Origin of the sequence: Ottowia thiooxydans DSM 14619 (genome assembly GCF_000422885.1) — a bacterium.
GTDB classification, from domain to species: Bacteria; Pseudomonadota; Gammaproteobacteria; order Burkholderiales; family Burkholderiaceae_C; genus Ottowia; species Ottowia thiooxydans.
In genome coordinates this window covers 59059-82094 of record NZ_AUGX01000026.1, presented here as the reverse complement: position 1 = coordinate 82094, position 23036 = coordinate 59059, and the positions used below count along the sequence as shown (strand labels likewise).

17 protein-coding genes are annotated in these 23036 nt (G+C 59.7%); 5 read left to right on the top strand and 12 right to left on the bottom strand.

Annotation, left to right across the window (positions count from 1 at the left end; all coding sequences use genetic code 11):
* The first annotated feature begins 328 nt into the window (after positions 1-328).
* Together G518_RS0118995 and G518_RS0118990 are read left to right on the top strand one after the other, a co-directional pair.
* Positions 329-2314, top strand: coding sequence for a monovalent cation:proton antiporter family protein (locus tag G518_RS0118995; RefSeq protein WP_028603894.1), 1986 nt, complete (start codon positions 329-331; stop codon positions 2312-2314).
* Positions 2315-2382: 68 nt separating this feature from the next.
* Complete coding sequence (locus G518_RS0118990; protein WP_028603893.1) at positions 2383-2940, top strand: adenine phosphoribosyltransferase; 558 nt, start codon at positions 2383-2385, stop codon at positions 2938-2940.
* A 51-nt stretch (positions 2941-2991) separates the two neighbouring features.
* Here the strand turns inward: G518_RS0118990 and G518_RS0118985 are convergent, their stop codons facing one another.
* The 12 genes from G518_RS0118985 to G518_RS0118930 form a co-directional block, all read right to left on the bottom strand.
* Positions 2992-4611 carry an ankyrin repeat domain-containing protein gene (locus tag G518_RS0118985; protein ID WP_028603892.1) on the bottom strand — a complete coding sequence of 540 codons (1620 nt, stop codon included), beginning with the start codon at positions 4609-4611 and terminating at the stop codon, positions 2992-2994.
* Positions 4612-5064: 453 nt separating this feature from the next.
* On the bottom strand, positions 5065-6477 hold the full coding sequence (gene mnmE, locus G518_RS0118980) for a tRNA uridine-5-carboxymethylaminomethyl(34) synthesis GTPase MnmE (protein WP_028603891.1): 1413 nt from the start codon (positions 6475-6477) through the stop codon (positions 5065-5067).
* A gap of 116 nt (positions 6478-6593) precedes the next feature.
* A complete protein-coding gene (yidC, locus tag G518_RS0118975; RefSeq protein WP_028603890.1) occupies positions 6594-8288 on the bottom strand; it encodes a membrane protein insertase YidC in 1695 nt (564 codons plus the stop codon).
* 24 nt (positions 8289-8312) lie between these two features.
* Entirely contained in the window at positions 8313-8561 is a 249-nt protein-coding gene (yidD, locus tag G518_RS35905) for a membrane protein insertion efficiency factor YidD (RefSeq protein WP_051237032.1), read from the bottom strand.
* Positions 8558-8956 (bottom strand): ribonuclease P protein component, encoded by a 399-nt coding sequence (locus tag G518_RS0118965; protein ID WP_028603889.1) that lies wholly within the window; start codon positions 8954-8956, stop codon positions 8558-8560. Before G518_RS0118965 ends, yidD begins: the two co-directional genes overlap by 4 nt.
* Positions 8957-9022: 66 nt before the next feature.
* The gene (gene rpmH / locus G518_RS0118960; protein ID WP_005798102.1) at positions 9023-9157 is read right to left on the bottom strand and encodes a 50S ribosomal protein L34; all 135 of its coding nucleotides are present in this window, start codon (positions 9155-9157) and stop codon (positions 9023-9025) included.
* Positions 9158-9670: 513 nt separating this feature from the next.
* Positions 9671-10867, bottom strand: coding sequence for an NnrS family protein (locus G518_RS0118955; RefSeq protein ID WP_036595309.1), 1197 nt, complete (start codon positions 10865-10867; stop codon positions 9671-9673).
* A gap of 64 nt (positions 10868-10931) precedes the next feature.
* Positions 10932-11786 carry an ABC transporter ATP-binding protein gene (locus tag G518_RS0118950; protein WP_028603887.1) on the bottom strand — a complete coding sequence of 285 codons (855 nt, stop codon included), beginning with the start codon at positions 11784-11786 and terminating at the stop codon, positions 10932-10934.
* Between the two features lie 153 nt (positions 11787-11939).
* Positions 11940-12758 carry an ABC transporter permease gene (locus G518_RS0118945; RefSeq protein WP_051237030.1) on the bottom strand — a complete coding sequence of 273 codons (819 nt, stop codon included), beginning with the start codon at positions 12756-12758 and terminating at the stop codon, positions 11940-11942.
* A 9-nt stretch (positions 12759-12767) separates the two neighbouring features.
* A complete protein-coding gene (locus G518_RS0118940) occupies positions 12768-13769 on the bottom strand; it encodes an ABC transporter substrate-binding protein (protein ID WP_028603885.1) in 1002 nt (333 codons plus the stop codon).
* Position 13770: 1 nt separating this feature from the next.
* Positions 13771-15864 carry a TonB-dependent receptor gene (locus G518_RS0118935; protein ID WP_084651986.1) on the bottom strand — a complete coding sequence of 698 codons (2094 nt, stop codon included), beginning with the start codon at positions 15862-15864 and terminating at the stop codon, positions 13771-13773.
* 341 nt (positions 15865-16205) lie between these two features.
* Positions 16206-17153, bottom strand: coding sequence for a GSU2403 family nucleotidyltransferase fold protein (locus G518_RS0118930; protein ID WP_036595290.1), 948 nt, complete (start codon positions 17151-17153; stop codon positions 16206-16208).
* A gap of 399 nt (positions 17154-17552) precedes the next feature.
* Here G518_RS0118930 and dnaA point away from each other — a divergent pair, with 399 nt between their 5' ends.
* From dnaA to gyrB, 3 genes are all read left to right on the top strand, one after another.
* Positions 17553-18995 carry a chromosomal replication initiator protein DnaA gene (dnaA, locus tag G518_RS0118925; RefSeq protein WP_051237028.1) on the top strand — a complete coding sequence of 481 codons (1443 nt, stop codon included), beginning with the start codon at positions 17553-17555 and terminating at the stop codon, positions 18993-18995.
* Positions 18996-19151: 156 nt separating this feature from the next.
* On the top strand, positions 19152-20279 hold the full coding sequence (gene dnaN / locus G518_RS0118920; RefSeq protein ID WP_028603881.1) for a DNA polymerase III subunit beta: 1128 nt from the start codon (positions 19152-19154) through the stop codon (positions 20277-20279).
* Positions 20280-20356: 77 nt separating this feature from the next.
* Positions 20357-22948, top strand: coding sequence for a DNA topoisomerase (ATP-hydrolyzing) subunit B (gyrB, locus tag G518_RS0118915; RefSeq protein WP_028603880.1), 2592 nt, complete (start codon positions 20357-20359; stop codon positions 22946-22948).
* The last annotated feature ends 88 nt before the right edge of the window (positions 22949-23036 follow it).

Here is a 23036-nt window from a genome sequence, read left to right as displayed (position 1 = left end):
GCGACCCCAAGTCCGTGTCCCTACGCTGCGCTTCGGGCACCCTCCGGTGCTCGGTCAAGGGGCGGTGCGGCAGAACTCTCTTCTTTCGCTTCGCTCACTACGTTCAGACAGCTGCCGCAAGCTAGTTCACGAAACAAGAGCATCTTTCAGTGCTCTTGCCCGCCCCTTGCCCTGCGCTCCTCCGCACGGCCTCAAGGGGTGGGGAGCCTCACTCGGGCCATTGCTGCGCTCGGCCTTCGAATAATTAGTCTTCCCCACTGGGGAAAGATAAGTTCAAAGCCTTGAACAGGACCGCTCGAAGAGCGCAATTCCTCGTTTAGTATGAAGTATGGGCTCCCTGGAACTTGCGCTGATCTATCTTCTGGCCGCTGTGCTAGGGGTGGCGGCCTGCCGCATGCTCAAGTTACCCGCAATTTTGGGTTATCTGGTGGTGGGCGTGCTGATGGAGCCTCACACCCTGGGCCTGGCTTTTGGCCAGGACGCGGATAGCGTCAAACACTTGGCTGAATATGGCGTGGTGTTTCTCATGTTCGTCATTGGGCTTGAGTTCAACCTGCCAAAACTGCGCGCCATTCGTCAGCACGTCTTCGGGCTCGGGCTGGCCCAGGTCGCGCTGACCATGGCATTGGTGACTTTCGGCTCCATCTTCCTGGCCCATCTGGCTCCTGCCCATTGGCACATGGATTGGCGAACGGCGCTTGCGCTCTCCGGCGCCATGGCGATGAGCAGCACAGCGATCGTCGTCAAAATGCTGTCTGACCGGCTGGAGCTTGAGTCCGAGCACGGCCAGCGCGTGATGGGCATTCTGCTGCTGCAAGATCTGGCCGTGGTGCCGCTTCTGGTGCTGATTCCCGCCCTCGGCTCCGATCCGGAACGCCTCTTCAGCGCGCTGGCGCTGGCAGGGCTCAAGGCCGTGGTGCTGATTTCCTTGCTCCTGGTGGGAGGAAAGCACGTCATGCGTTGGTGGTTGACCCTGGTAGCGCGTCGCCGCAGCGAAGAGCTTTTCATGCTCAACCTGCTGTTAATGACGCTTGGCCTGGCGTGGCTCACCGAGCAGGCTGGGCTTTCGCTGGCGCTGGGGGCTTTCATTTGCGGCGTGCTGATTTCCGAGACGGAATTCAAATACCAGGTTGAGTCTCAAATCAGGCCGTTTCACGATGTGCTGCTGGGCCTGTTTTTCATCACCATCGGAATGCTTCTGGACTGGCGGCTGGTCGTGTTGCAATGGCCACTGGTGCTCGCGCTAACCATTTTTCCAGTGCTCTTCAAGTTGGGGCTGGTGGCGGGTCTTGCGAAGTGGCTTGGAGCCAGCGCGGGCGTTGCCCTGCGCACCGGCTTGTACCTGGCTCAGGCAGGCGAGTTCGGTTTCGTGCTGCTCACGCTTAGCCGCAGGGAGAGCCTGCTGGCGCCAGAGCTGTTCAACCCGGTGCTGGCAGCGATGGTGCTTTCCATGCTGGCCACACCCTTCATCATCATGGCGAGCAACCGCATTGTCCTGCGCCTGGTCAGCAGTGAATGGCTGCAGCAATCTGTGCAAATGACCAATATTGCGCGCCAATCCATCAACACCACGGGACACGTACTTATCTGTGGGTACGGCAGATCAGGCCAGAACCTCGCGCGCCTGCTGGAGCAGGAAAACATCGCCTACATGGCACTTGATCTGGACCCTGACCGCGTGCGCCAGGCTGCAGCGGCGGGAGATTCCGTGGCCTATGGCGACGCCGCTCGGCCGCAGGCGCTCATCGCCGCCGGCTTGGGACGCGCGAGCGCGGTGGCGCTCACTTACCTCGATCAACACAGCGTATTGAAGGCCCTGGCCACTATCCGAGATCTCGCGCCCCAGGTACCCGTGATTGTGCGCACCTACAGCGACCGCGACCTTGAAACACTGCGTGCCGCTGGCGCCACAGAGGTCGTCCCTGAAGCCATAGAAGGCTCTCTCATGCTGGCCAGCCACGCCCTGGCTTTGGTGGGCGTGCCCATGCGCCGCGTGATCCGCATCGTGCGCGAACAGCGTGATGCTCGCTACCGCCTGTTGCGAGGCTACTTCCACGGCAGCGACGATGTCAGCGAAGACGAGCTGGAGGAAGAGCGCCTGATGACCGTGACTGTGCCACCCGATGCAACCAGCGGCCGCCGGTTAAACGAAGTGTTGTCCGGCATTGATGCGGTCAGCGTGGTGAGCTTGCGCCGCGGAGGCACATCTCTAACAGCCATCACCGAAGACATGGCGCTTGAACCGGGCGATACGCTGCTGCTGTCCGGCAAGGCAGAAGCCTTGGCCACCGCAGAACGCGCGCTGACACGCTGAGGTTCGCTGGAAACGTATTGGCATTCTTAGAACTTGTTCCCGGCGTGAAGGCGGGCACAATGAACACCATGAGCACGCCCTTTTCCATCTCCAACTATCTTCGCGAACACATCCGCACCGTGCCCGACTGGCCGGCACCGGGTGTGCAGTTTCGCGACATCACGCCTTTGCTGCAAGACCCAGAGGTTTTTCGCAGGCTGATCAAAGCCTTCGTGGATCGGTATCAAAGTCCCGAGCTTCGCCCTAACGTAGTGGCGGGGCTGGACGCACGCGGCTTCATCATCGGCGCAGTAGTGGCGTATGAGCTGAAGGTAGGCTTCGTGCCGGTTCGCAAGAAGGGCAAGTTGCCATTCACCACCGTACAAGAAACCTACGAGCTCGAATACGGTAGCGCCACCGTAGAGCTACACACCGATGCCGTCAAACCCGGTGACCGAGTCCTGCTGATCGACGACCTCATTGCGACCGGTGGCACCATGATGGCTGGAAAGCGGTTGCTCGAAAAACTGGGCGCCACCGTCATTGAAGGCGCCGCCATCGTCGACCTGCCGGAGCTAGGTGGCTCACAACGGCTGAAGGAATCAGGGTTGCCACTCCATACGCTGGTGGATTTCGAAGGACACTAACTTTTCGAATCCAATTTCCAACGCGAGACTCTGGGCTGGGCCACGACGCGATTACTGAGTATCCACCACCGCGCCTTTCGGCCTAGGCACCATGGCCATTAATTTGGCCGACAAGTGATTCCAGTTGGAGGCCAACGCGAACCGCGCGGCAACCTGGAACAAGGTCGCAGGATTGACTGTGCCGGGCAATACACCTTGCGTCAGCCGCATGGCCACCACACTCAAATTCTGAGACCCGACTTGTTGTCCAGATCCGATAAGCTGGTCTGCGCAATCCCAATGTTCGTTGGCAAGTGTCCAATGCAATGCATTTCGCCCCGAGTTGTCGCGCAGATCGGGTGACGCTCCTGCATGAAGCAGAATTTTTAACACCACCACTTGCCCGTCCTTGGCCGCGTGGTTCAGCGCGGTATCACCATTGTTGTCGGCCAAATTCAAGTTCGCGCGAGCATTGATTAAGGCGTTGACCACGCCCGGGCTTCCGGCGAAAACCCCATGCATGAGTGCTGTGAGACCATTGCCATCGACTCCGTTGACGTCGACGCCCACCGCTAACCATGCCGTCACGCCCTCCGAGCAACCGGTTCGTGCCTCATCTCTGAGTGCGCGCGCTGCGTTGACCATGCAAAAAGCAGGCAGGCTCGCCCCCCCAGCGCGCAATGCTTTAGCCAAAGCAGGCATCCCAAGCGCGGCCGCGTAAATCAGCGCGGTGCCCAATTGCAGTTGATCAATATCCGCAGCAGGGGAATGGGTCTGCACCGCTTGAGCGCTGGCATTCACAAGATTTTCAATGACAAAAGGAAGGCCAAAAGCACCCGCGAAAAGCCGTGTGTTCACTACTTGAGAGATCTTCAGGGGACAGAAGGCGGGCGGCAGCGGCTGGCCTGCCACGACCAAAGCCGCTACAACTTTCCAGGCGCCGGATTCAACGGCAGACTTCAGCCTGTTATGAGCGGCCTGTTGCTGGCTGTCCAGAATGTTCGCGCCCGCAGCCCGCAACTTTTTCACCACCGACACATGTCCATTGCCTGCAGCAAGTGTCAGCGCAGAGGCACCATTCTGGTTGAGGGCATGGATATCGGCCCCCGCTGCCATCCACGCTGCGACAGCGTTCGCCCGCCCGTCAAACGCCGCAATCATCAGCAAACGCGAAGCGGGCCTGAGACTGCTCGCCACAAAATGCACCCCTGCTTCACGCAGCACCTTCACGATCTCAACTTGTCCGTGCTCGGCGGCGAAAGTAAGCAAACTCTCACCGTTTAAACCTCCGGCGGAGAGTCCGGCCACAAGGGGGATGGCTTGGCGCACTGCCTCCACGTTGCCAGAGTCAATCGCCGCCGTGAGCGCGCTGAAAGAACTGCTGAGTTGGCTTGCGCTCGCTACCTGTTCGGCGCTTGGTGCGGCTCCTGAGACCGTTGGCAACGCCCCACGCCCTTCAACTGGGCCGTGAGCGGGAGCCACACCCTGCGTGAACAGCAAGGGGTTCTGCAAGCCCTGAGTGCACTCATTTTTTTCATTTTGCAAGAGCGTCCCAATACCGATGCCGGACACAAGAGCCTGGCTGCTGGCACTTTGCTGCCTCAAGGCAGCTACGGGCCGATCCCCCGTCTGAGTGCTCGAGCGGGAGGTATGGGAAAGGGTTTTCTCCTGTGTGGCGGTACGGCCTAGCATTGGATTTTCCTTAGACAAAAGTCAAAAATTGGGTTGGAATTGATCGCCACAGCCACCACAAGGTTGGCAGACTTGGATGCCGCTAGAGATCTGATACGAGTGGCGAGGTGAACACCTCAGAGACGGCCGCAGCTATCGCGGGCGTTTTCAACGCCGGCCCCGAGGGTGTGCCTGCTCAGAGGCGCGGAGGCTCGTTGTATGAGTAACGTGATGAAATCTAAAGTTCCAATTTAGATTTTTGACGTTTAACTCGCAAAGTAGTGGCCTTAAAGACTCACACATTATTTCGATCTGCCCGCGGCTTCTCAATCGCGGAGAAGCCGAGCAGGAACTTGGTGGCCCCAGGAAATACCTCTCACCCCAAGCCAGCTACCGAAAGCCTGCCCCGCAGGGATCGCCGAGCTCCCGCTTGGCATCTCCCTCTCGCTGAGGCAAAACGCCCCAGCAAGCCCATCACTTCCCAATACAAAACCTTGAAAAAATCACCCCAAGCAGGTCATCCGCAGTGAACTCCCCTGTGATTTCGCCCAAAGCACTTTGAGCCAAGCGCAGCTCCTCCGCCAGCAAGTCAAGCATAGGCGCGGCCCCTTCCAGATGCTCAGTACCTGCCCCCAGGTGACTCTGCGCGCGGGCGAGTGCCTGCAAGTGGCGCTCGCGCGCGATGAACACACCTTCGCCCGCACCCGCCTGCCAACCTACCACCTCCAGCAGGCGCTTGCGCAACTCTTCCAGTCCGGCGCCTGTGCGCGCCGAGAGTGCAATGGTGCCTTCCGGCAAGCCCACCCCTGCCGCGACATCACTCTTGTTCCAGATGTGGATCACAGGCACCGAAGCGGGAAGCTTTTCGCTCATGGCCTCAGCGATCTTGGCGTCCTCAGCCGCATATTCCGGCGTAGCAGCCCGCGTCAGGTCGTGCAGAAACAACACGGCGTCCGCCGACGCAATATGAGCCCATGCTCGCTCAATGCCCAAGCGCTCCACTTCATCGCTGCTTTCACGCAGGCCGGCGGTGTCCAGCACATGCAGCGGGACCCCTTCAATCTGAATGGTCTGCTGCACCACATCGCGCGTGGTGCCCGCAATGGGCGTCACGATAGCGAGCTCAGCACCCGCCAGGGAATTGAGCAAACTGCTCTTACCCGCATTAGGCTGCCCGGCGATCACGACCTTGATCCCCTCACGCAGCAAAGCGCCCTGGCGCGCTCGCGACTGCACGGCTGAGAGCGTTTTCTCCAGATCAGCAAGTCTTCCGGCAACGCCATGGGTGGTGAGGATATCGATCTCCTCTTCCGGGAAATCCAGCGTAGCCTCTATCAGCATGCGCAGGTTGATCAGCCCGTCAGTGAGGTGATGGATTTCTTGAGAGAACGCCCCAGCCAAGGAGCGACTGGCCGAGCGCGCAGCGCTTTCCGTGCTGGCATCAATCAGATCCATCACGGCCTCCGCCTGCGCCAGATCCAGCTTGCCATTCAAAAATGCGCGCTCCGTAAACTCCCCAGGTCGTGCAAGACGCAAGCGTGCAAGCCGAGGCGCCCCTGTGGCGGGATCTTGTTCGGCTGCGGCTTGCAAGCAGCGCTGCAACAGCAATTGAAGCACCACCGGTCCGCCGTGCGCCTGCAGTTCCAACACATCTTCGCCGGTATAGGAATGCGGGGCCGGAAAATGCAGCGCAAGGCCTTGATCGATCGGGTTGCCTTGCGCATCCCGAAATGCCCCATAGGTCGCCACGCGCGGCGCCAGCGAGCGTTCGCAAATCGCTTGAACAAGTGGTCCTATGTGGCGTCCTGAGACGCGCACGATGCCAACCGCGCCGCGGCCAGGCGCGGTGGCAATGGCCACAATAGGATCAGCAGTGGGATTGAGCATGTGCGTGATTGTCCGCGACGCAAGCCTAAGAACCTGTCCAAAGGTCATCCCCGCGTAGCCTCAAAAATGAGAAAGCCCGCTTGAGCGGGCTTTCTCCAGGGCTTTCTCTTTACGTACTACCTGAATTTAGGCAGGTTGAACTGTGGAGGAACGCCCATGCGGGTGTTGATGATCCACTGCTGTGCAATCGACAGCAAGTTGTTCGTAATCCAGTACAGCACCAGGCCGGCCGGGAAGAAGAAGAACATCACGCTGAAAATCAGCGGCATGAACCACATCATCTTGGCTTGCAGAGGATCTGGTGGCTGCGGGTTGAGCGCAGTTTGCAGCATCGTGGACAAGGTCATGACCACCGGAAGGATGAAATACGGATCCTTGGCAGACAAATCCTGAATCCACAAGATCCACGGCGCACCACGCATTTCCACGCTGGATAGCAACACCCAGTACAGCGCAATGAAGACCGGAATCTGAATCATGATCGGCAAGCAGCCGCCCATGGGATTGACCTTCTCCTCTCGATAGATGCGCATCATCTCCTGCTGCATCTGCTGCGGTTTGTCTTTCAGACGTTCGCGCATCTCCATGATCTTGGGATTGATGGCCTTCATCTTGGCCATGCTGGAATAGGCCTTGGCATTGAGCCAATAGAAGGCCATCTTCAGCAACACCACCAGCGCCACAATGGCCCAGCCCCAGTTGCCAATCACGCCATGCAGCTTGTCGAGCAACCAGTAGAGTGGCTTGGACAAGATGGTGAGCCAGCCGTAGTCTTTAACCAGCTCCAGGCCAGGGTAGAGGCCTTCCAACACCTTTTCTTCCTGCGGGCCAATGAACAGGCGAGATTCCACGGCCTTGGATGCGCCGGGCGCCAATTCTCCAACTGGCGTGATCATGCCGGCCGAGAAAAGGTTGGTGTCTACCTTGCGGGCAAAATTCTCGTGCTCCGTGCCATTACCAAGCAACCAGGCGCTTGCAAAGTAATGCTGCACCATGGCCACATAGCCATCTGGCGAGGATTTGACGAATTCAGCCTTGTTGTTCTCAATATCCTTGAACTCCACCTTCTGGTACTTCTTGGCATCTGTATAGAAAGCCGGCCCGGTGAAGGTGGAATAGAAAGAGGATTCACCTGGCGGCTTGTTGCCGTCACGCACCAGCTGCACATACAACTGCGGAGACACGGCCGCGCCACTCGAATTGACCACCTCGTGCTTGACGTTCAGTGCGTAAGAGCCACGCTTCAAGGTGTAGGTCTTGACCATCCGAACGCCACCGGTTTCGGCAGATTCAAAACGCAAGACCAGCTCATTGGCGCCATCGGCCAACTCGCGCTCACCCTTGAACTGCATGGGCGTCTTGTGGTTTGGAAATGGCCCGCCAATCAAGCCTGATTGGGCGAGATACACACGGTCTGCGCTGTCATCCAGCAACACCTGAGGCTGACCGGGTTGGCCTTGCTCTGGATATTTGAGGAATTCGCTCTTGATGACGGAGCCGCCTTCGGTGTCGAAGACGAGTTTCAGCACGTCGGTCTTCACCTCGATGCGCTCGCGCGGCACGGCGGCGGCTTGTGGTGCAGGGGCTGTCATGCCCGGAACCGCCGCTGCGCCAGCAGAAGAGCCCGCAGACACAGGGGGAGTCAGGCTGCCTGAGCCAGACGCAGAGGCAGGCGCGCTAGCCGTCACCGCTGGAGCGGGCCCAGGGAAAAATGTGGCTTTACGGCCGTTGTGTACCTGCCATTGGTCCCACAGCATGACCAGAGAAAAACCAAAGACCACCCACAAGATGGTGCGGCGAATATCGTTCATGAAGAGTTCCTGGGCAAAGACTTTTCAGGCTCTCAGCCGGGTAAACAAACGCGGGCGCTCGCCCGGCACCGGATCACAACCACCCGCACACCAAGGCTGACAACGTGCCAGCCGGCGCAAAACGAGATAGCTGCCAGCAGCGGAACCGTGGCGCTCAAGCGCTTCGATGGCATAGACCGAACAGGTAGGCTCGAAGCGGCAAGCCGATCCGAGCCAAGGAGACAACAGAAGCCTATAGGCTTTGACGATGCCAATGAGCAAGCCGCGCATCAGACACCCGCTCTTGCAAAGAGCGCGTTCAATTCAGCGCGCACGGCTTTTTTCAGGGCCTCCGAGGTGGCACTGGGAAACTGAGCCGGAGCAAAAGCCGAGCGCAGGCGCACCAAGTGGGCGCCTGCAGTGAGCGGGGGTGCGAGCTCTTCAGCCACGGCGTAGATCTGCCGGCGAATGGTGTTGCGCGTGACGGCGCGACGCGCCCAGCGTTTGGGCACCATGGCACCAACCCAGGCTGCGTCGGATGGCAAAAAAAGTGTTTGCACCTCTTCCGACTCCCCGGGCAAACGGGCAGCGCTCAACCGGTGCAAGGCGAAATGCGACGTGTGCGCTATCGCCCGCCCGGCTAAAAGGGCCTGAAACTGCGGTCGGACGCGCAAATGCTTGAGAAGCATGCGTGCTCATTCCTTCCGCGGAACTGAACCGCGATGCCGCGCCTGCTCGCAACCGCGCCGCAAGGCTTAGACAGCCAGGCGCTTACGGCCTTTGGCGCGACGCGCATTGATGACCGCACGGCCACCGCGCGTTTTCATGCGAACCAGAAAACCGTGAGTGCGCGCACGGCGTGTCTTGGAAGGTTGGTATGTGCGTTTCATGACAAATCGTCCTCAGTTTGAATCTCAATAAAAATCGGTGGAATTAGCACCCCAGCCGCAGGCAAGATGCACGCTAGAACGCACAAATTGAACTACTCGGCAGGCGCTTTCCATTTCTGACATGCGCGTACGGCAAATTGCCCTTCGCGTCATGACCGCCAGTCCCATTACATGCATATGCTCTTGCACGCGTATGTCATGCATACACATGGCAAGGTTTTGCATGCTCTTTGCACGCTCTTCGCACACAAATCACGGGCCCAGCGCAAAAAGGCGGCCCAATGCCGCTTTCTGGAAAACCCTGCATTATCGCAAAATTTCAGGAAAGTCCAAAGCATAGGGCGCTTATTTAATCCAAATCCCCTCGCTGAGGGGCTTCAAATCCGGCTCAACGTGCCCTTGTAGCTACGAAACCGCTTGTTCGGTCATCCCGGGATAGCCTGCCTCGGCGCAGCCGGCAAGGGCTGCGGCGCGCTGTTTGTGACTGGGGTTCACGATTATTGCCTGAGAGCTTCACGGCTCCCGCGGCTCCTCACAGCCTACGCCGCCGTCGGTACGGGGGCCTGTGAGATGCCACCACGCGAAGATAGCGAACAACAGCCAGGCGCCAGTCCAGCCCAGGGCAGCAACCCACCACCACGCCAGCACCGAACCGCCAGCATAGGGTGAAGCCGCCACGGCCCGCGCTATAGCGGCCAACACCAGCAAGCTGGTGGCCACAACGCGCCAAGGGCGGTCATCAAGCTGGCGGCCAGCGTGGATGCGGCCAGCAATGTTCATCACCGCCAGCACACCTAAGCCCATGCTGCCCACTGTCAGCAGATGCCGCCCTGCTGAAGGCAACCAAGGGGCGCCCAACCACGCCAGGCCCAACGCGGCAAAGCCAGCGGCCATGCATACATATACAGCGTACAGCGGCCACACCCAGCGGTTAAACAGCGTGCGGCCCAAGTGCCAGTCAGTCATCAAGGCCAGCACGGCGGCGCTCGCGGCCAACCCCATCCAGCCTAGGGTTGGAGCCGAGACGTCCAGCAATTCGGCCGTGGTGACCAGCGTAATACAGAAAATCGCCAACCCGCGCCGAGGCGGTGGGGCGCGGTAGTCTGGTGCGTTCACGCCAAAGCGGTCCAACATGCCGTGCAACAGGCGCATGGAGATGCGGCTTTGCGCCAGCACGATCAACACCATCATCACGCCCACCAGCGCATTGACCCAGCGCATCGAGGCGCCCCCTCGCAAGGTGTCAAACCAAAAACCGCATTCCAGCACCGCAAGCGCCGCCACGGCCAACCCGAAGCCCAGATGCGGGCGCCCGGTCTGGAACAGCAGGCGCGGCGCAATGCGCACGGCCAACCACGCGACCAAGGCCAGATTGAACAGGGCCGCCAGCCCCACCCAGGCCATGCCTTGGGCGCCAGCCAACCCGGCCACGCCGAACAGCCGCGCCGCCAACCAGAACGCCAGCAGCCAGGCGGTGTCACGCGGCGGGAAGAAAGGCGTGGCGGTGAATTCGGGCACCGCCGTGAGCAGAAAGCCCAAAACGGCCGCCATGCCAAAGCCCCACACCATCTCGTGCGCGTGCCACGCAGGGCCAACCATGGGCGCGGTCACCATAGGCAGAAGCCCGGTGAGCATCAGCATCCACAGCAACATGCCCAATCCGGCCCATAGCGCGGCCCCCAGAAAGAACGGGCGAAAACCGCAGCACATGAGAGGCGAGCTCAGGAGACGGTCAACCCACCCCTGGTTCGGTGACAAAGCAGAGGATGGGCGCTCAAGCACAGCCATGCCCTTTCATCACTGGCGTAGAAGCGACGTGCGCCAGCAGGCTGATGCCGGAGTCAGCCAGTTCCGCTTGAAACGGCGCCTTGTCATGGGCGGCGGCGTGAACAGGAAGATCGAAAGCCTCGCGCACCAAGGGCTGCTCCAGAAGTAAGGCGATATGGCGGTAAACCCAGGCGTCGTCTCGCGCCGCCAGTGGCTGTTGGATGCCAAAACGCGCCAGCACGCGACCCGGCCCCGGCGCCAGCAGCACCAGTTCGTGCGCCAGCCGCACGGCATCCATCAGGTCGTGGGTCACTAGCAGTGCGGCGGCTTGGTGCTTGCTGATGTGCTGCGCCAGCAGGGCGTGCATTTCTGCTCGCAACCCTATATCTAGCGCGGAAAAGGGCTCGTCCAGCAACAGCAGAGCCGGTTCGATGGCGAAAGCGCGTGCCAGCGCGGCGCGGCTTTGCATTCCGCCCGATAGTTCAGCGGGATATTTGGCATGGTCTTCTGGCCGCAGCCCAACCTGAGCGGCCAAACCCGCAGCCAAGGCGTGCCGCTCGGCCCGAGGCAGGCCACGCGCTTTTAGTCCGAGCGCGATGTTGTCCAGCAGGCGCTGCCAGGGTAGCAAGCTGGGTTGCTGGAACACGATGGCGTTGAGATCAAAGTCCGTGCGAACCTCGCCTTCGCTTGGCACCAGCAGGCCGGCGGCAATGCGCAGCAGCGTCGTCTTGCCGCAACCAGAACGCCCTAATAAGGCCAGCACCTCACCACGCGCCACGCGCAGGTCAATGCCTTCCAGCACCGTTTCCGGGCCAAAGCGGTGAGTGATGGATTGAAGCTCAAGGGCGTTGATAAAGGTCATGCCTACCCTTCATCATCATCGAGTCCTCGGATCTCACCCCTATCGCCACACTCACTACTCTCGTCATTCCCGCGCAGGCATAACAACATGCCTCGCACGCCCGACCTGACGAGAATAAAAGCGCAAAGCCACCGAACAATATGCTTCCGCGCTTCATCCCATCCTCCATCTCTCCATCTCCCGCCGAATAGGCTCCAGCAAAAGATATTCAGCCAGCAGCAGCAAACCAACCACCGCAGACACCCACGCCAAGGTGCCACTCATGTCCAGGTGACTACGCGTTACCGCAAGCTGCGCGCCCGCACCATCGGTGGTGGCCAGCAATTCCGCCATCAGCACCACCTTCCAAGACACCCCTAGTGCGGTGATGCAGGCCGCGAACAGATAAGAAGCGATGTGGGGCAGGTAAACATCCGTCAGCCGCTGCAAAAGCGGCAAGCGGTAGGCGCGCGCCAGCTCCTGCAAACGCCCGTCAAGCGCGCGCGTGCCCTGCAGCGCACCCACAAAAACAATGGGAAAGCAGGCCACGAACACGGTGAACACCGGTGTCGCATCACCACTGCCAAACCACAGCAGGGCTAGCACCAGCCAGGCAATGGGCGGCATACCAATCAACAGGGTGATCAGCGGGCGCGCCATCATGGTGGCCGTCATGGAAGCGCCCGCCGCCATGCCCAGCACGCTACCTGCCAACACGGAGAGGCCGTAGCCCGCCAGCGCCCTCCGCGCCGTGGCCCCCAGATCGCGCCAAGCCTCTGCCGATTGCGCGATCTGCCCCAGGCTGGCCATGGTTTCTTGCGGCGTAGGCAGTACCAGCGGACCCACCTGCCGGGCCAGGGCGTCCCAGGCCGCCACGAAAAGCAGCACGCTGGCCGCACCCGTCCAGCCCCCCCACAGATAGCGGCCAATGCGCGCCAGCCAGCCGGAGCGGGGCGCAGTGGTCACATCGCTGGCAGCGTTAGGAGAAAGCATAGGCTGCCGTCATGCCCCGGCGAAGAAGCCCGCATCAGGCAGCTTGCCGCCCAGTAGCTGGGGGTTGCGGCGGTAAAGCCGCTCAAACAGGAACTGCACCTCTTCACGCGCCTGGGCTGCTGGTACGGCGTTCAGCTCTGCATGAGCAAGACTGTCGGCCACCGCCTCTGCCGTCAAGCGCGGCTCAACTGCCGCTACTTCGGCGCCGCAGGCCGCCCGGTTGCTCTGGCACCAACCCGCAGCCCCGGCGTAGGCCTCCTGAAAACGGGAGATCAGAGCGGGATCTTGTGCGGCCTTGCCCAATGCCACGATACCGGCCTGTGCAATACGCGACGACCGCTTAAAGGCACGCGCCCATTCCAGCTGCAAGTTCACCGCGCGGTGCAACTCCGGCGCCACCGCACTCACCGGGAACGATTGCGTCTTGCGAAGCGCCATAGACACCGCCGGCTCAGCCAGCAGCGCGTGGCGCACACGGCGGGTGATGAGCAGCTGCATCGCATCCAGCGGCGAAGCCACATAACGCAGCTTGAAATCCTCTCGTGGGTTCAAGCCCAAGCCTTGTGCTGTCTCCTGAAACACCAGGTCGGGCATGTCTTCACGGAAGGGCATGGCGATTTCTTCGCCCCGGTAATCTGCCAGCGTCTTGCGGCCGGCATCACGCGAGACCAGATAAAGGATTCCCCAGACCGACACATTGACCAACTTCAGCGGCACGCCCCGGTTGTACATATTGGCCGCCACATTGGTGGGCATGGCCACGAAATCGGCCTCCGCACGCATGGCCAGCGCGCGCAGCTGGTCCGGATCACGCCAGGGCTTGAACACAATATGCTCTGCCAATCCTGGTGCCTTGGCCTGGGCTGCCAAATGGATCAGTGGGTTACTCACTGAGGCGGAAGGGCCAGACAAGCGCAGTTCCGGCAGCGGCGCGGCGCCAGCCCTGAGGCCCATGCCAGGTGCCACAACCAGCGCGGCGGCGCGTTGGAGAAGAGTACGGCGGGTGGTCATATCAGAACTGCAGCCTGTAGCTCACTGCGAGCGAACGGCCCGGTGCCGGCATCTCAAAGCCAGACACCCCCTCCGCCAAATGCTCATGGTATTTACGGTTGGTCAGATTGAGCACAGCCAAGCGCACCTGATGGGGGCCACGTGTCCAGGTCGCACCAAGGTCCAGTGTGGTGAAGCCCGGTGTGGCGTTTTCCAGGCCGCGTGAGAACACGGTGGCCACCCGGTTTTGCTTCAGCACGTGGCGTACACGGGCGTCAGCTCGCCAGCCAGCGCCCAGCCGGCCATCCCAGGACACGGTGAACTCATCAGCGGGCATCTGATACAGCGCTTCGTTGAAATCATTGTTGTAGCCACGAATACGCGAATACCCAACGTTCAACCACTGATCGCGCACAAACTGCCAGCGCGCCCCCACCTCCAGGCCGGAGATGCGCACACTGCCCAGGTTGATGGTCTGGCGCACAGGCAATCCGTTTTGCGTCTGGCCAGTCGCACGGCCGGTGATGTAGTTGCTGATGCGGTTGCGGTACGCTGCGGCAAACCATTCCAGCTCTGGCGTCTTGCCTTTCACGCCCAGCTCAATCTGTTGCCCTATCTCAGGCTTGATCTGCGGATTACCGATATACATGTAACCATCGCCACGCGGCGAAGATTCAAAGCGCTCACGCATTTCCCCCGGCCGGAAACCCCGCGAAAAGCTCACATAAGGCCGCAGCAGCGGAGACACCTCGTACATCGCTCCCAAGCTGCCGGAAACAGCACCATCGCTGCGCTCCAAACCAGTAGTCACCGCGCCGTTGTTGATGGATGCCGCATCCCCGCTCACGCGGTCATACCGCAGCCCGGCCACCACACCCAGTTTGCCGAAACGCATATCGTCTTGCACGTACAGCCCCGCAGCCTGCACGCGGCCATCTGCAAAGGGGTTGTTCTGCACGTAATTGCCGTTGTTGAACATTCGGCGGTCAGGCGAAGCAGACATACGCCAGCCATTGAAGCCAAAGCTGATCAGATGTTGATCATTTAGCGCCCAATCGGCACGCGCGTCCAAACCAGTGGTGTCAAAGGACACGTCGGTCATGGTGGTTTCGCGCTGAAGCGGCCCATTGGCCCAGGCATACATCTGCCGATCAATCGCCTGGCGGTACAGCCGCACGTCAAAATTCACAGGCCCGCGGCCCTTATGGCTGTAGCCCACCTCCATCAGTTCGCGCGATTGCTTGGGCGAATGAATGATGGTGGAGCCAATCTGCGCATTGGCGTTAGCTTGGGTGGATCCGGGGTACCAAACATTGCTCACGTTTTCGCGCTGCACGGAAAAACGGATCTGCTGCGCGCCGTCAATCCGGTAGCGGTATTGGCCTATCAGCGCGCCGGTGTCGTAGCCGGTGCGGTCAATTCGCTCACCGCCCGCGCGGTAGTTGCCAAAGTCAGCGCCCGCGGCGCCCACCATCAACGCGTGATCGCCGCCGCTCCAGTTCACCACGCCAGCGCCACCAAAGCTGCTATCCCCGGTAGCTGCCCGCAACCCCAAGCGGCCAGACACACCCGCATCGAAGCGGGCCTGCGGCAGCAACACGTTCACCGCGCCGCCAAGTGCGCCCGCGCCATAAAGCACGGAAGCCGGGCCTTTAAGTACCTCCACCCGGTCTGCCAATCCCAGCGAAACAAAGGAACCAACAGCGCCATAAGGCTGAGCAGAATTGACGCGCATGCCGTCCACCATCAGCACCAGGGATTCCTTCTTCAGCCCGCGCACCACCGGATTCATGTTCTGCGCACCATCGCTGGTGGCAGAAAGACCCGGCTCACCCACGAAAGCTTGGCCCAAACTGGTAGCGCCCTTGCGAGCAATGTCGTCGGCAGTGAGCACTTCCACTGAGGCGGGGGTCTCTACTGTCGCGGCGGCGTAGCCTTTGGCCGTAACAGCCACTTCAGGCAGGGAAGCCGCTTCCTTCACGGTAGAAGCGCCAGCGGCAGGAGCGGGCTGTTGGGCCAAGGCGCTGCTGAAAGCGCCGAGAGCGCCGAATGCACCCAGTGCAGCCAAGGCCGCGCACGCGAGCGCGGAGCGGGGGAAAGAAAGCGAAGCAGGCATCGTCAAGACACTCCAGGTCATTCATGCATGGGCATGTGGTCGATGGCTTGCGTGCGGACAACGCCGCGTGCTGGCTATGAAACGCGGCGACCTCATCAGTACCGGGCGCGATGGCCGGGCTGTGTGGACTCCGCAGGGAGCGGGCGGGCCGCTCCCAGTCAGTATCAAAACAAGCGCCAGGAATGTCCTTGATCAAGGTCAAGTCCAAGAATGATCGGACACCCGGAGCAAAGATGCATGCCCTGGAATCGCCAGCTATTCGTTGGGACGCTGACCTTACCGACACAGAGGTCGTCGCGCTCAGGTGGCGATCGGTGCAATGGCGCAGGCGCCTTCTCGTCCTAAAGGGGCAGGTATTGCGGCATCCGCTCTTGGACCAGTTCTTCGACCAAATCCGCCTGTAAAGCGTCTTTTGAGCGCTTGAGCGGGTCACGATGTGGATAGTTCGCAAGCGCGCGTTTAACTTGCACAAACGCCATGGGATGCATTGTGCTCATAGATGCCATCTCGCCAGTCGTTGCGACGACCATCTGCTCAAAACGGGGTGCGCCCAGAATGCGGTCGCCCGTTGACGCCTGTACGGCCCACATGTCTTCTTCGTCATCACTCAGACGAACCGGATGCGGGTCGCCGTCCTTGGAGATACGCCGGATCACGTCTACCTCGAAACCCTGCGAATTTCTCGCGGTTTCCTTCTGGTCCTCCAGCCTGACAAAGGATTTGTCAACCTTCTTGAGCAATCCCAGAAACGACGCGTCAGACTCCTTCATCCTGGAAAAAAAAGCAAGGTGCTTGCGCGTGTCGAACAGCAGGTCGATATCACGTGTCGCCATCGCTTGCGGCACAAACCGGACACCGCAGGCACTCTCATAGGCGTAAAGCGAGTGGGTACCGACCACAGTGAAATTCTCTTGAAGCCCTGCGGCCTCGAGAACGGCCAGCACGCCTGTCACTATCCTGGGTACCCGGCCAACGCGCAGCGCACGGTTAAGACGACGCTGCTCGTCAAAAACCTTTTCGATGCTCGCGAGGCGTTCGGAGGTCTCTGCTTTGCGCTGCGTGAAACTGCGAAAAATCTCCCTCGTCTCTTCGCTGTCTGGGCCAAGAGACGTCTGTGCTCCTTTGACAGAGGTGCGAATGAGATACCGGCCGCCGGAGACCTCGCGCCAAAACATTCCCCCGCGCAATTGGGCAGCTGCTTTGCGGACGCGACGACGTTCCTGAAAAACCGTTTCCGCGTCGATGTACTGACGGTTTTGACTCTCAGCGTTTTCGATGTAGCCGATCATTTTCAACTTTTTTGAATGATTTTATCTTTTACATTGAAATTCCTTAATTATCAATACCTTATTCCCGCTACTGAGAGATTTCATCATGAAATCTAATTTCTCCAGTTTCTGATGAAAATTTGGTTGTGACAAGCAAGTGCACCTCTTAACAAACCATTGCTCTGTCTACGCAATCAAGCGTTTGGGACGATCGCGTTGCGCACCGCTAACAACCATCAACGCCCCTCGGCAAGTTCGGCGTCAGTCCGTGATTAAAACTTAAGCATTCTCACCACCCAAGCCCGTCCTACCCTCTGGATTTGACAAAGGACATTCTTGGCCGCTTGTGGATAACTCATACGCAGACTACAATCGGCAGCCGCATTCGCGGGGTCTTGTCCACAACCGGATCTCTCTTTCATGTACGAGCCCTTTGCCGCCGGCGCAGCCCCTGAGCTGCCGCCGGATGCAGCTTCTGCCCTTTGGCCTGCCTGCCTGGATGTCCTGGCTCAGGAGTTGCCAGAGCAGCAGTTCAACACCTGGATCAAGCCCTTGGCAGTTCAGGTTGAGCCTGATTTTTCACGTCTCACCATCTTCGTTGCCAATCGCTTCAAACTCGATTGGATACGCGCGCAGTACGCTGGCCGCATAGCCACCTTGCTTGAGCAGTTGCATGGCCAACCCATTCAAGTGGAGTTAGCGCTCGCTCAGCGCGCACAGCCCGTCAAACCTGCGATTGACCGCGCCACGGAGCGCCCCTCCAGTCACCCCGCAGCCCTATCGGAAGCGCAGTCGGCAGCGCAATTGGCAGCGGCCGAACAAGAAGCAGCGCGGGGAAACGCCCGCAACCGGCTCAATTCGGCTCTCACCTTCGACACCCTGGTAGAAGGCTCCGCCAACCGTATGGCGCGCGCCGCCGCACTGCATGTGTCTGGCTCTCCTGGGCGCCTGTACAACCCGCTTTTCATATACGGCGGCGTTGGCCTTGGCAAGACCCACCTGATGCACGCGGTGGGCAACAAACTTCTAGAGGGCCAGCCAGACGCCAAAGTTCTCTACATCCATGCGGAGCAATTCGTCTCGGATGTGGTCAAGTCTTATCAGCGTAAGACTTTTGATGAATTCAAAGAGCGCTATCACTCCCTGGATCTTCTGCTGATCGATGATGTGCAGTTCTTTGCCAACAAAGACCGCACCCAGGAAGAATTCTTCAACGCCTTTGAAGCCCTGCTGGCCAAAAAGAGCCACATCGTGATGACCAGCGACACCTATCCCAAGGGGTTGGCGGACATCCATGAACGTCTGGTTTCGCGCTTTGATTCCGGTTTGACGGTGGCCCTGGAGCCGCCGGAGCTGGAAATGCGCGTGGCCATTCTGATCAACAAAGCGGTGGCTGAAGGCACGGAAATGCCTGAGGAGGTGGCGTTTTTCGTTGCAAAGAACGTTCGTTCCAACGTGCGCGAGCTTGAAGGCGCGCTGCGCAAGATCCTGGCTTACTCACGCTTTAACCAGAAGGAAATCTCAATCCAGCTGGCTCGGGAAGCCTTGCGAGACCTGCTGTCTATTCAAAACAGGCAGATCAGCGTAGAAAACATTCAGAAAACGGTGGCTGACTATTACAAGATCAAAGTGGCCGACATGTACAGCAAGAAGCGCCCGGCCTCCATTGCGCGGCCACGCCAGATTGCCATGTACCTGGCCAAGGAGCTCACTCAAAAGAGCTTGCCTGAAATTGGCGAGCTTTTTGGCGGCAGAGACCACACCACCGTATTGCACGCCGTCCGAAAAATCGGCGGCGAGCGCCAGCAGCTCACTGAACTCAACCAGCAATTGCACGTTCTGGAACAGACACTCAAAGGGTGAAATCGTAACCCTGGTATAAGCAGCAATCCGCTGATCAAAATGCGGGTCAAAACCGGCGACAATACGAGTTGCCTTTAAGTTCGGCGCCCCCATTTGTAAGACAAACCGCCGAGCTCCAACAATACATCGCCAATACGTGCTAATACCGAGGAAGACATGATCGTTCTGAAGACCACCCAAGACAAACTTTTGGCCGTGCTTCAGTCGGTCTCGGGCATTGTGGAGCGGCGCCACACACTGCCCGTGCTGGCTAATGTGCTGATCCGCAAGCAAGGTGGGCAGTTACAACTGACCACCAGCGACCTTGAAATCCAGATCCGCACCACAGCGGAACTGGGCGGAGATGAAGGCAGCTTCACCACCACCGTGGGCGCGCGCAAGCTGATTGACATCCTGCGCACCATGCCTGCCGATCAGGCTGTGAGCCTGGAATCCAACCAGTCCAAGGTCATTCTCAAAGGCGGCAAGAGCAAGTTCACTCTGCAAACCCTGCCTGCGGAAGATTTCCCCCTGGTGCAGGAAGCCCCCACTTTCGGCCCCGAGTTCAGCGTTCCCCAGAAAACGCTCAAGGGCTTGCTCCATCAAGTGGCCTTTGCCATGGCGGTGCACGACATCCGGTATTACTTGAACGGCATTCTGTTTGTCGCCGAAGGCAAATCACTCAGCCTGGTAGCCACTGACGGCCACCGCCTGGCATTCGCCAGCGCCACGCTGGAAACTGAAGTGCCCAAGCAGGAAGTGATCTTGCCCCGCAAAACCGTGGTGGAACTGCAGCGCCTGCTGTCTGACGCCAACGTTCCAGATGATGCCCAGGCCCCAATGATCGAGATGCGCTTTGCCAGCAACCAGGCGAAGTTCAGCTTTGGTGGCATGGAGTTCGTCACCAAGCTGGTGGAAGGCAAATTCCCGGATTACAACCGCGTCATCCCCAAAAACCACAAAAACACGGTGACCTTGGGACGCGCGCCGCTGCTGGCCAGCCTGCAGCGCACCGCCATCCTGACCAGCGACAAATTTAAAGGTGTTCGCCTGAACATTGAACCCGGCGTCTTGCGCGTGGCGGCCAACAACGCCGAGCAAGAAGAGGCCATGGACGAACTCGACATCGACTACGGTGGCGATCAAATCGAAATCGGGTTCAACGTGACCTACCTGATCGATGCCCTGGCCAATATGAACCAAGAAATGGTGACGCTGGAGCTGCAGGATTCAAACAGCTCAGCGCTGCTAACCCTGCCTGACGACGCTCACTTCAAGTACGTCGTCATGCCCATGCGCATTTGACATCGCTACTTTCCTAGCGTTTCACCTATCTAAACCCGCTGACACAGGCGGGTTTTGAGCTTCAAAAGAGATTGCAGATGACCGAATCCAGCCCAACCCCAGACAGCCCCACCCCCCCTTCAGAGCGGGCCGTGGAAGGCTACGGCGAAGGCTCCATCCAGATCCTGGAAGGCCTGGAAGCGGTGCGCAAACGTCCTGGCATGTACATCGGTGACACCAGCGACGGCACCGGTCTGCATCACCTGGTCTTCGAGGTGGTAGACAACTCCATCGACGAAGCGCTGGCAGGCTACTGCGATGACATCGTGGTCACCATTCACACAGACAACTCCATCTCTGTCACAGACAACGGCCGCGGCATTCCCACCGGCGTGAAGATGGATGACAAGCACGAGCCCAAGCGCTCAGCGGCTGAAATTGCCCTCACCGAGCTGCATGCCGGCGGCAAATTCAACCAGAACAGCTACAAAGTTTCAGGCGGCCTGCACGGCGTGGGCGTTTCTTGCGTGAACGCACTTTCTGTCAGCTTGCGCCTCACCGTGCGCCGTGATGGCAAGAAACACGAGCTGCACTTCAGCCGTGGCTTTGTGCAAGACCGCATCCTTGAAACGGTGAACGGCGTAGAAATTTCGCCCATGAAAATCACTGGCGATACCGACAAGCGCGGTACCGAAGTGCATTTTCTGCCAGACACTGAGATCTTTAAGGAAAACAGCGATTTCCATTATGAAATCCTGAGCAAGCGCCTGCGCGAGCTCAGCTTCCTGAACAACGGCGTGCGCATTCGCCTGAAAGACGAGCGCTCCGGCAAAGAAGACGATTTCTCCGGCGCTGGTGGCGTGAAGGGCTTTGTTGAATTCATCAACACCGGTAAGCGCGTACTGCACCCCAACGCCGTGAACGCCATGGGCAGCCGCCCGGCTGAAACCTATGGCGGCATTCCCGGCACAGAAATCGGCGTGGAAGTCGCCATGCAGTGGAACGACGGCTACAACGAGCAAGTGCTGTGTTTCACCAATAATATTCCGCAGCGCGACGGCGGCACCCACCTCACAGGTTTGCGTGCGGCCATGACCCGCGTGATCGGCAAGTACATCGAAACCCACGACCTGGCCAAGAAAGCCAAGGTAGATGTCAGCGGCGATGACCTGCGCGAAGGCCTGACCTGCATTCTCTCCGTGAAAGTGCCGGAGCCCAAGTTCTCCAGCCAGACCAAAGACAAACTCGTTTCCAGCGAAGTGCGCGCGCCGGTGGAAGACATCGTGGCCAAATCGCTCACAGATTATCTGGAAGAGCGGCCCAATGATGCCAAGATCATCTGCGGCAAGATCGTAGAAGCCGCTCGTGCCCGTGAAGCCGCCCGCAAGGCCCGCGAAATGACCCGCCGCAAGGGTGCGCTGGATGGCTTTGGCCTGCCCGGCAAACTGGCCGATTGCCAGGAAAAAGACCCCGCCCTGTGTGAAATCTACATTGTGGAGGGCGACTCCGCCGGAGGCTCTGCCAAGCAGGGCCGCGACCGTAAATTCCAGGCCATCTTGCCGCTGCGCGGCAAGATCTTGAACGTGGAACGCGCGCGCTACGAAAAGCTGCTCACCAGCAACGAAATCGTTACCCTCATCACCGCCCTGGGCACCGGCATCGGCAAGACCGCTGCAGACTCCGGCAAGAGCGGTGTGGATGACTTCAACATCGGCAAGCTCCGCTACCACCGCATCATCATCATGACCGATGCTGACGTCGACGGCGCCCACATCCGCACGCTGCTGCTCACCTTCTTCTACCGCCAAATGCCAGAGCTGGTGGAGCGCGGCCACATCTACATTGCCCAGCCTCCACTCTTCAAAGTGAAAGCCGGCAAAGAAGAGCTCTATTTGAAAGATGCCGGCGCGCTAGACACCTTCTTGCTGCGCGTGGCCATGAAAGACGCCAGCGTCTTCACCGGCACATCTACCAACGGCTCTGAGCCTCAAACCCTCAGCGGAGACACCCTGGCTGAACTGGCGCGCAAGCACCAATTGGCCGAAGCTGTAATCGCCCGCCTCTCCGTCTTCATGGATGGCGAAGCCCTGCGCGCCATGGCTGATGGCGTTTCACTGAACCTGGACACCGTGGAATCCGCTGAAGCCAGCGCCGTGGCGCTGCAAGCGCATCTGCGCGCCCAGCAAACCACTGGAATGCCGGCAGAAGTGGCGGGTGAGTTCGATGTTCGCACCGACAAACCCATCTTACGTATCAGCCGCCGTCACCACGGCAACATCAAGAGCAGCATCATCACGCAAGATTTCGTGCACGGGGCTGACTACGCCGCCCTGGCCGAAGCTGCCCAAACCTTCCGCGGCCTGCTGGGCGAAGGCGCTAAGGTTACCCGCGGTGAAGGCGAGCGAGCCAAAGAAGAGCGCGTGCACGATTTCCGCGAAGCCATGGCTTGGCTCATCAGCGAAGCCGAACGCACCACTACGCGCCAGCGCTACAAAGGGCTGGGCGAGATGAACCCTGAGCAGCTGTGGGAAACCACCATGGACCCCACAGTGCGCCGTTTGCTGCGCGTGCAGATTGATGATGCGATTGAAGCGGATCGGGTGTTCACCACGCTGATGGGCGATGAGGTGGAGCCGCGGCGAGCGTTTATTGAGACCAATGCGCTGCGGGCGGTGAATATCGACGCGTGATGATTGTAGAGCGAGGCATAAGACGCGAAAACTATTGAGCTTTACTACTCAATAGCTACTGATCCTTGATGACGGGAGTGACGGGGCG

What these genes read in the sequence shown, in the direction of transcription:
- G518_RS0118985 (WP_028603892.1), bottom strand. Translation starts at nt 4,611, where the DNA reads ATGCTAGGCCGTACCGCCACACAGGAGAAAACCCTTTCCCATACCTCC.
- G518_RS0118995 (WP_028603894.1), top strand. Translation starts at nt 329, where the DNA reads ATGGGCTCCCTGGAACTTGCGCTGATCTATCTTCTGGCCGCTGTGCTA.
- G518_RS0118950 (WP_028603887.1), bottom strand. Translation starts at nt 11,786, where the DNA reads ATGACCTTTATCAACGCCCTTGAGCTTCAATCCATCACTCACCGCTTT.
- G518_RS0118935 (WP_084651986.1), bottom strand. Translation starts at nt 15,864, where the DNA reads ATGCCTGCTTCGCTTTCTTTCCCCCGCTCCGCGCTCGCGTGCGCGGCC.
- G518_RS0118965 (WP_028603889.1), bottom strand. Translation starts at nt 8,956, where the DNA reads ATGCTTCTCAAGCATTTGCGCGTCCGACCGCAGTTTCAGGCCCTTTTA.
- G518_RS0118930 (WP_036595290.1), bottom strand. Translation starts at nt 17,153, where the DNA reads ATGATCGGCTACATCGAAAACGCTGAGAGTCAAAACCGTCAGTACATC.
- G518_RS0118940 (WP_028603885.1), bottom strand. Translation starts at nt 13,769, where the DNA reads ATGACCACCCGCCGTACTCTTCTCCAACGCGCCGCCGCGCTGGTTGTG.
- rpmH (WP_005798102.1), bottom strand. Translation starts at nt 9,157, where the DNA reads ATGAAACGCACATACCAACCTTCCAAGACACGCCGTGCGCGCACTCAC.
- mnmE (WP_028603891.1), bottom strand. Translation starts at nt 6,477, where the DNA reads ATGCTCAATCCCACTGCTGATCCTATTGTGGCCATTGCCACCGCGCCT.
- gyrB (WP_028603880.1), top strand. Translation starts at nt 20,357, where the DNA reads ATGACCGAATCCAGCCCAACCCCAGACAGCCCCACCCCCCCTTCAGAG.
- dnaN (WP_028603881.1), top strand. Translation starts at nt 19,152, where the DNA reads ATGATCGTTCTGAAGACCACCCAAGACAAACTTTTGGCCGTGCTTCAG.
- G518_RS0118990 (WP_028603893.1), top strand. Translation starts at nt 2,383, where the DNA reads ATGAGCACGCCCTTTTCCATCTCCAACTATCTTCGCGAACACATCCGC.
- G518_RS0118945 (WP_051237030.1), bottom strand. Translation starts at nt 12,758, where the DNA reads ATGCTTTCTCCTAACGCTGCCAGCGATGTGACCACTGCGCCCCGCTCC.
- dnaA (WP_051237028.1), top strand. Translation starts at nt 17,553, where the DNA reads ATGTACGAGCCCTTTGCCGCCGGCGCAGCCCCTGAGCTGCCGCCGGAT.
- G518_RS0118955 (WP_036595309.1), bottom strand. Translation starts at nt 10,867, where the DNA reads ATGTGCTGCGGTTTTCGCCCGTTCTTTCTGGGGGCCGCGCTATGGGCC.
- yidC (WP_028603890.1), bottom strand. Translation starts at nt 8,288, where the DNA reads ATGAACGATATTCGCCGCACCATCTTGTGGGTGGTCTTTGGTTTTTCT.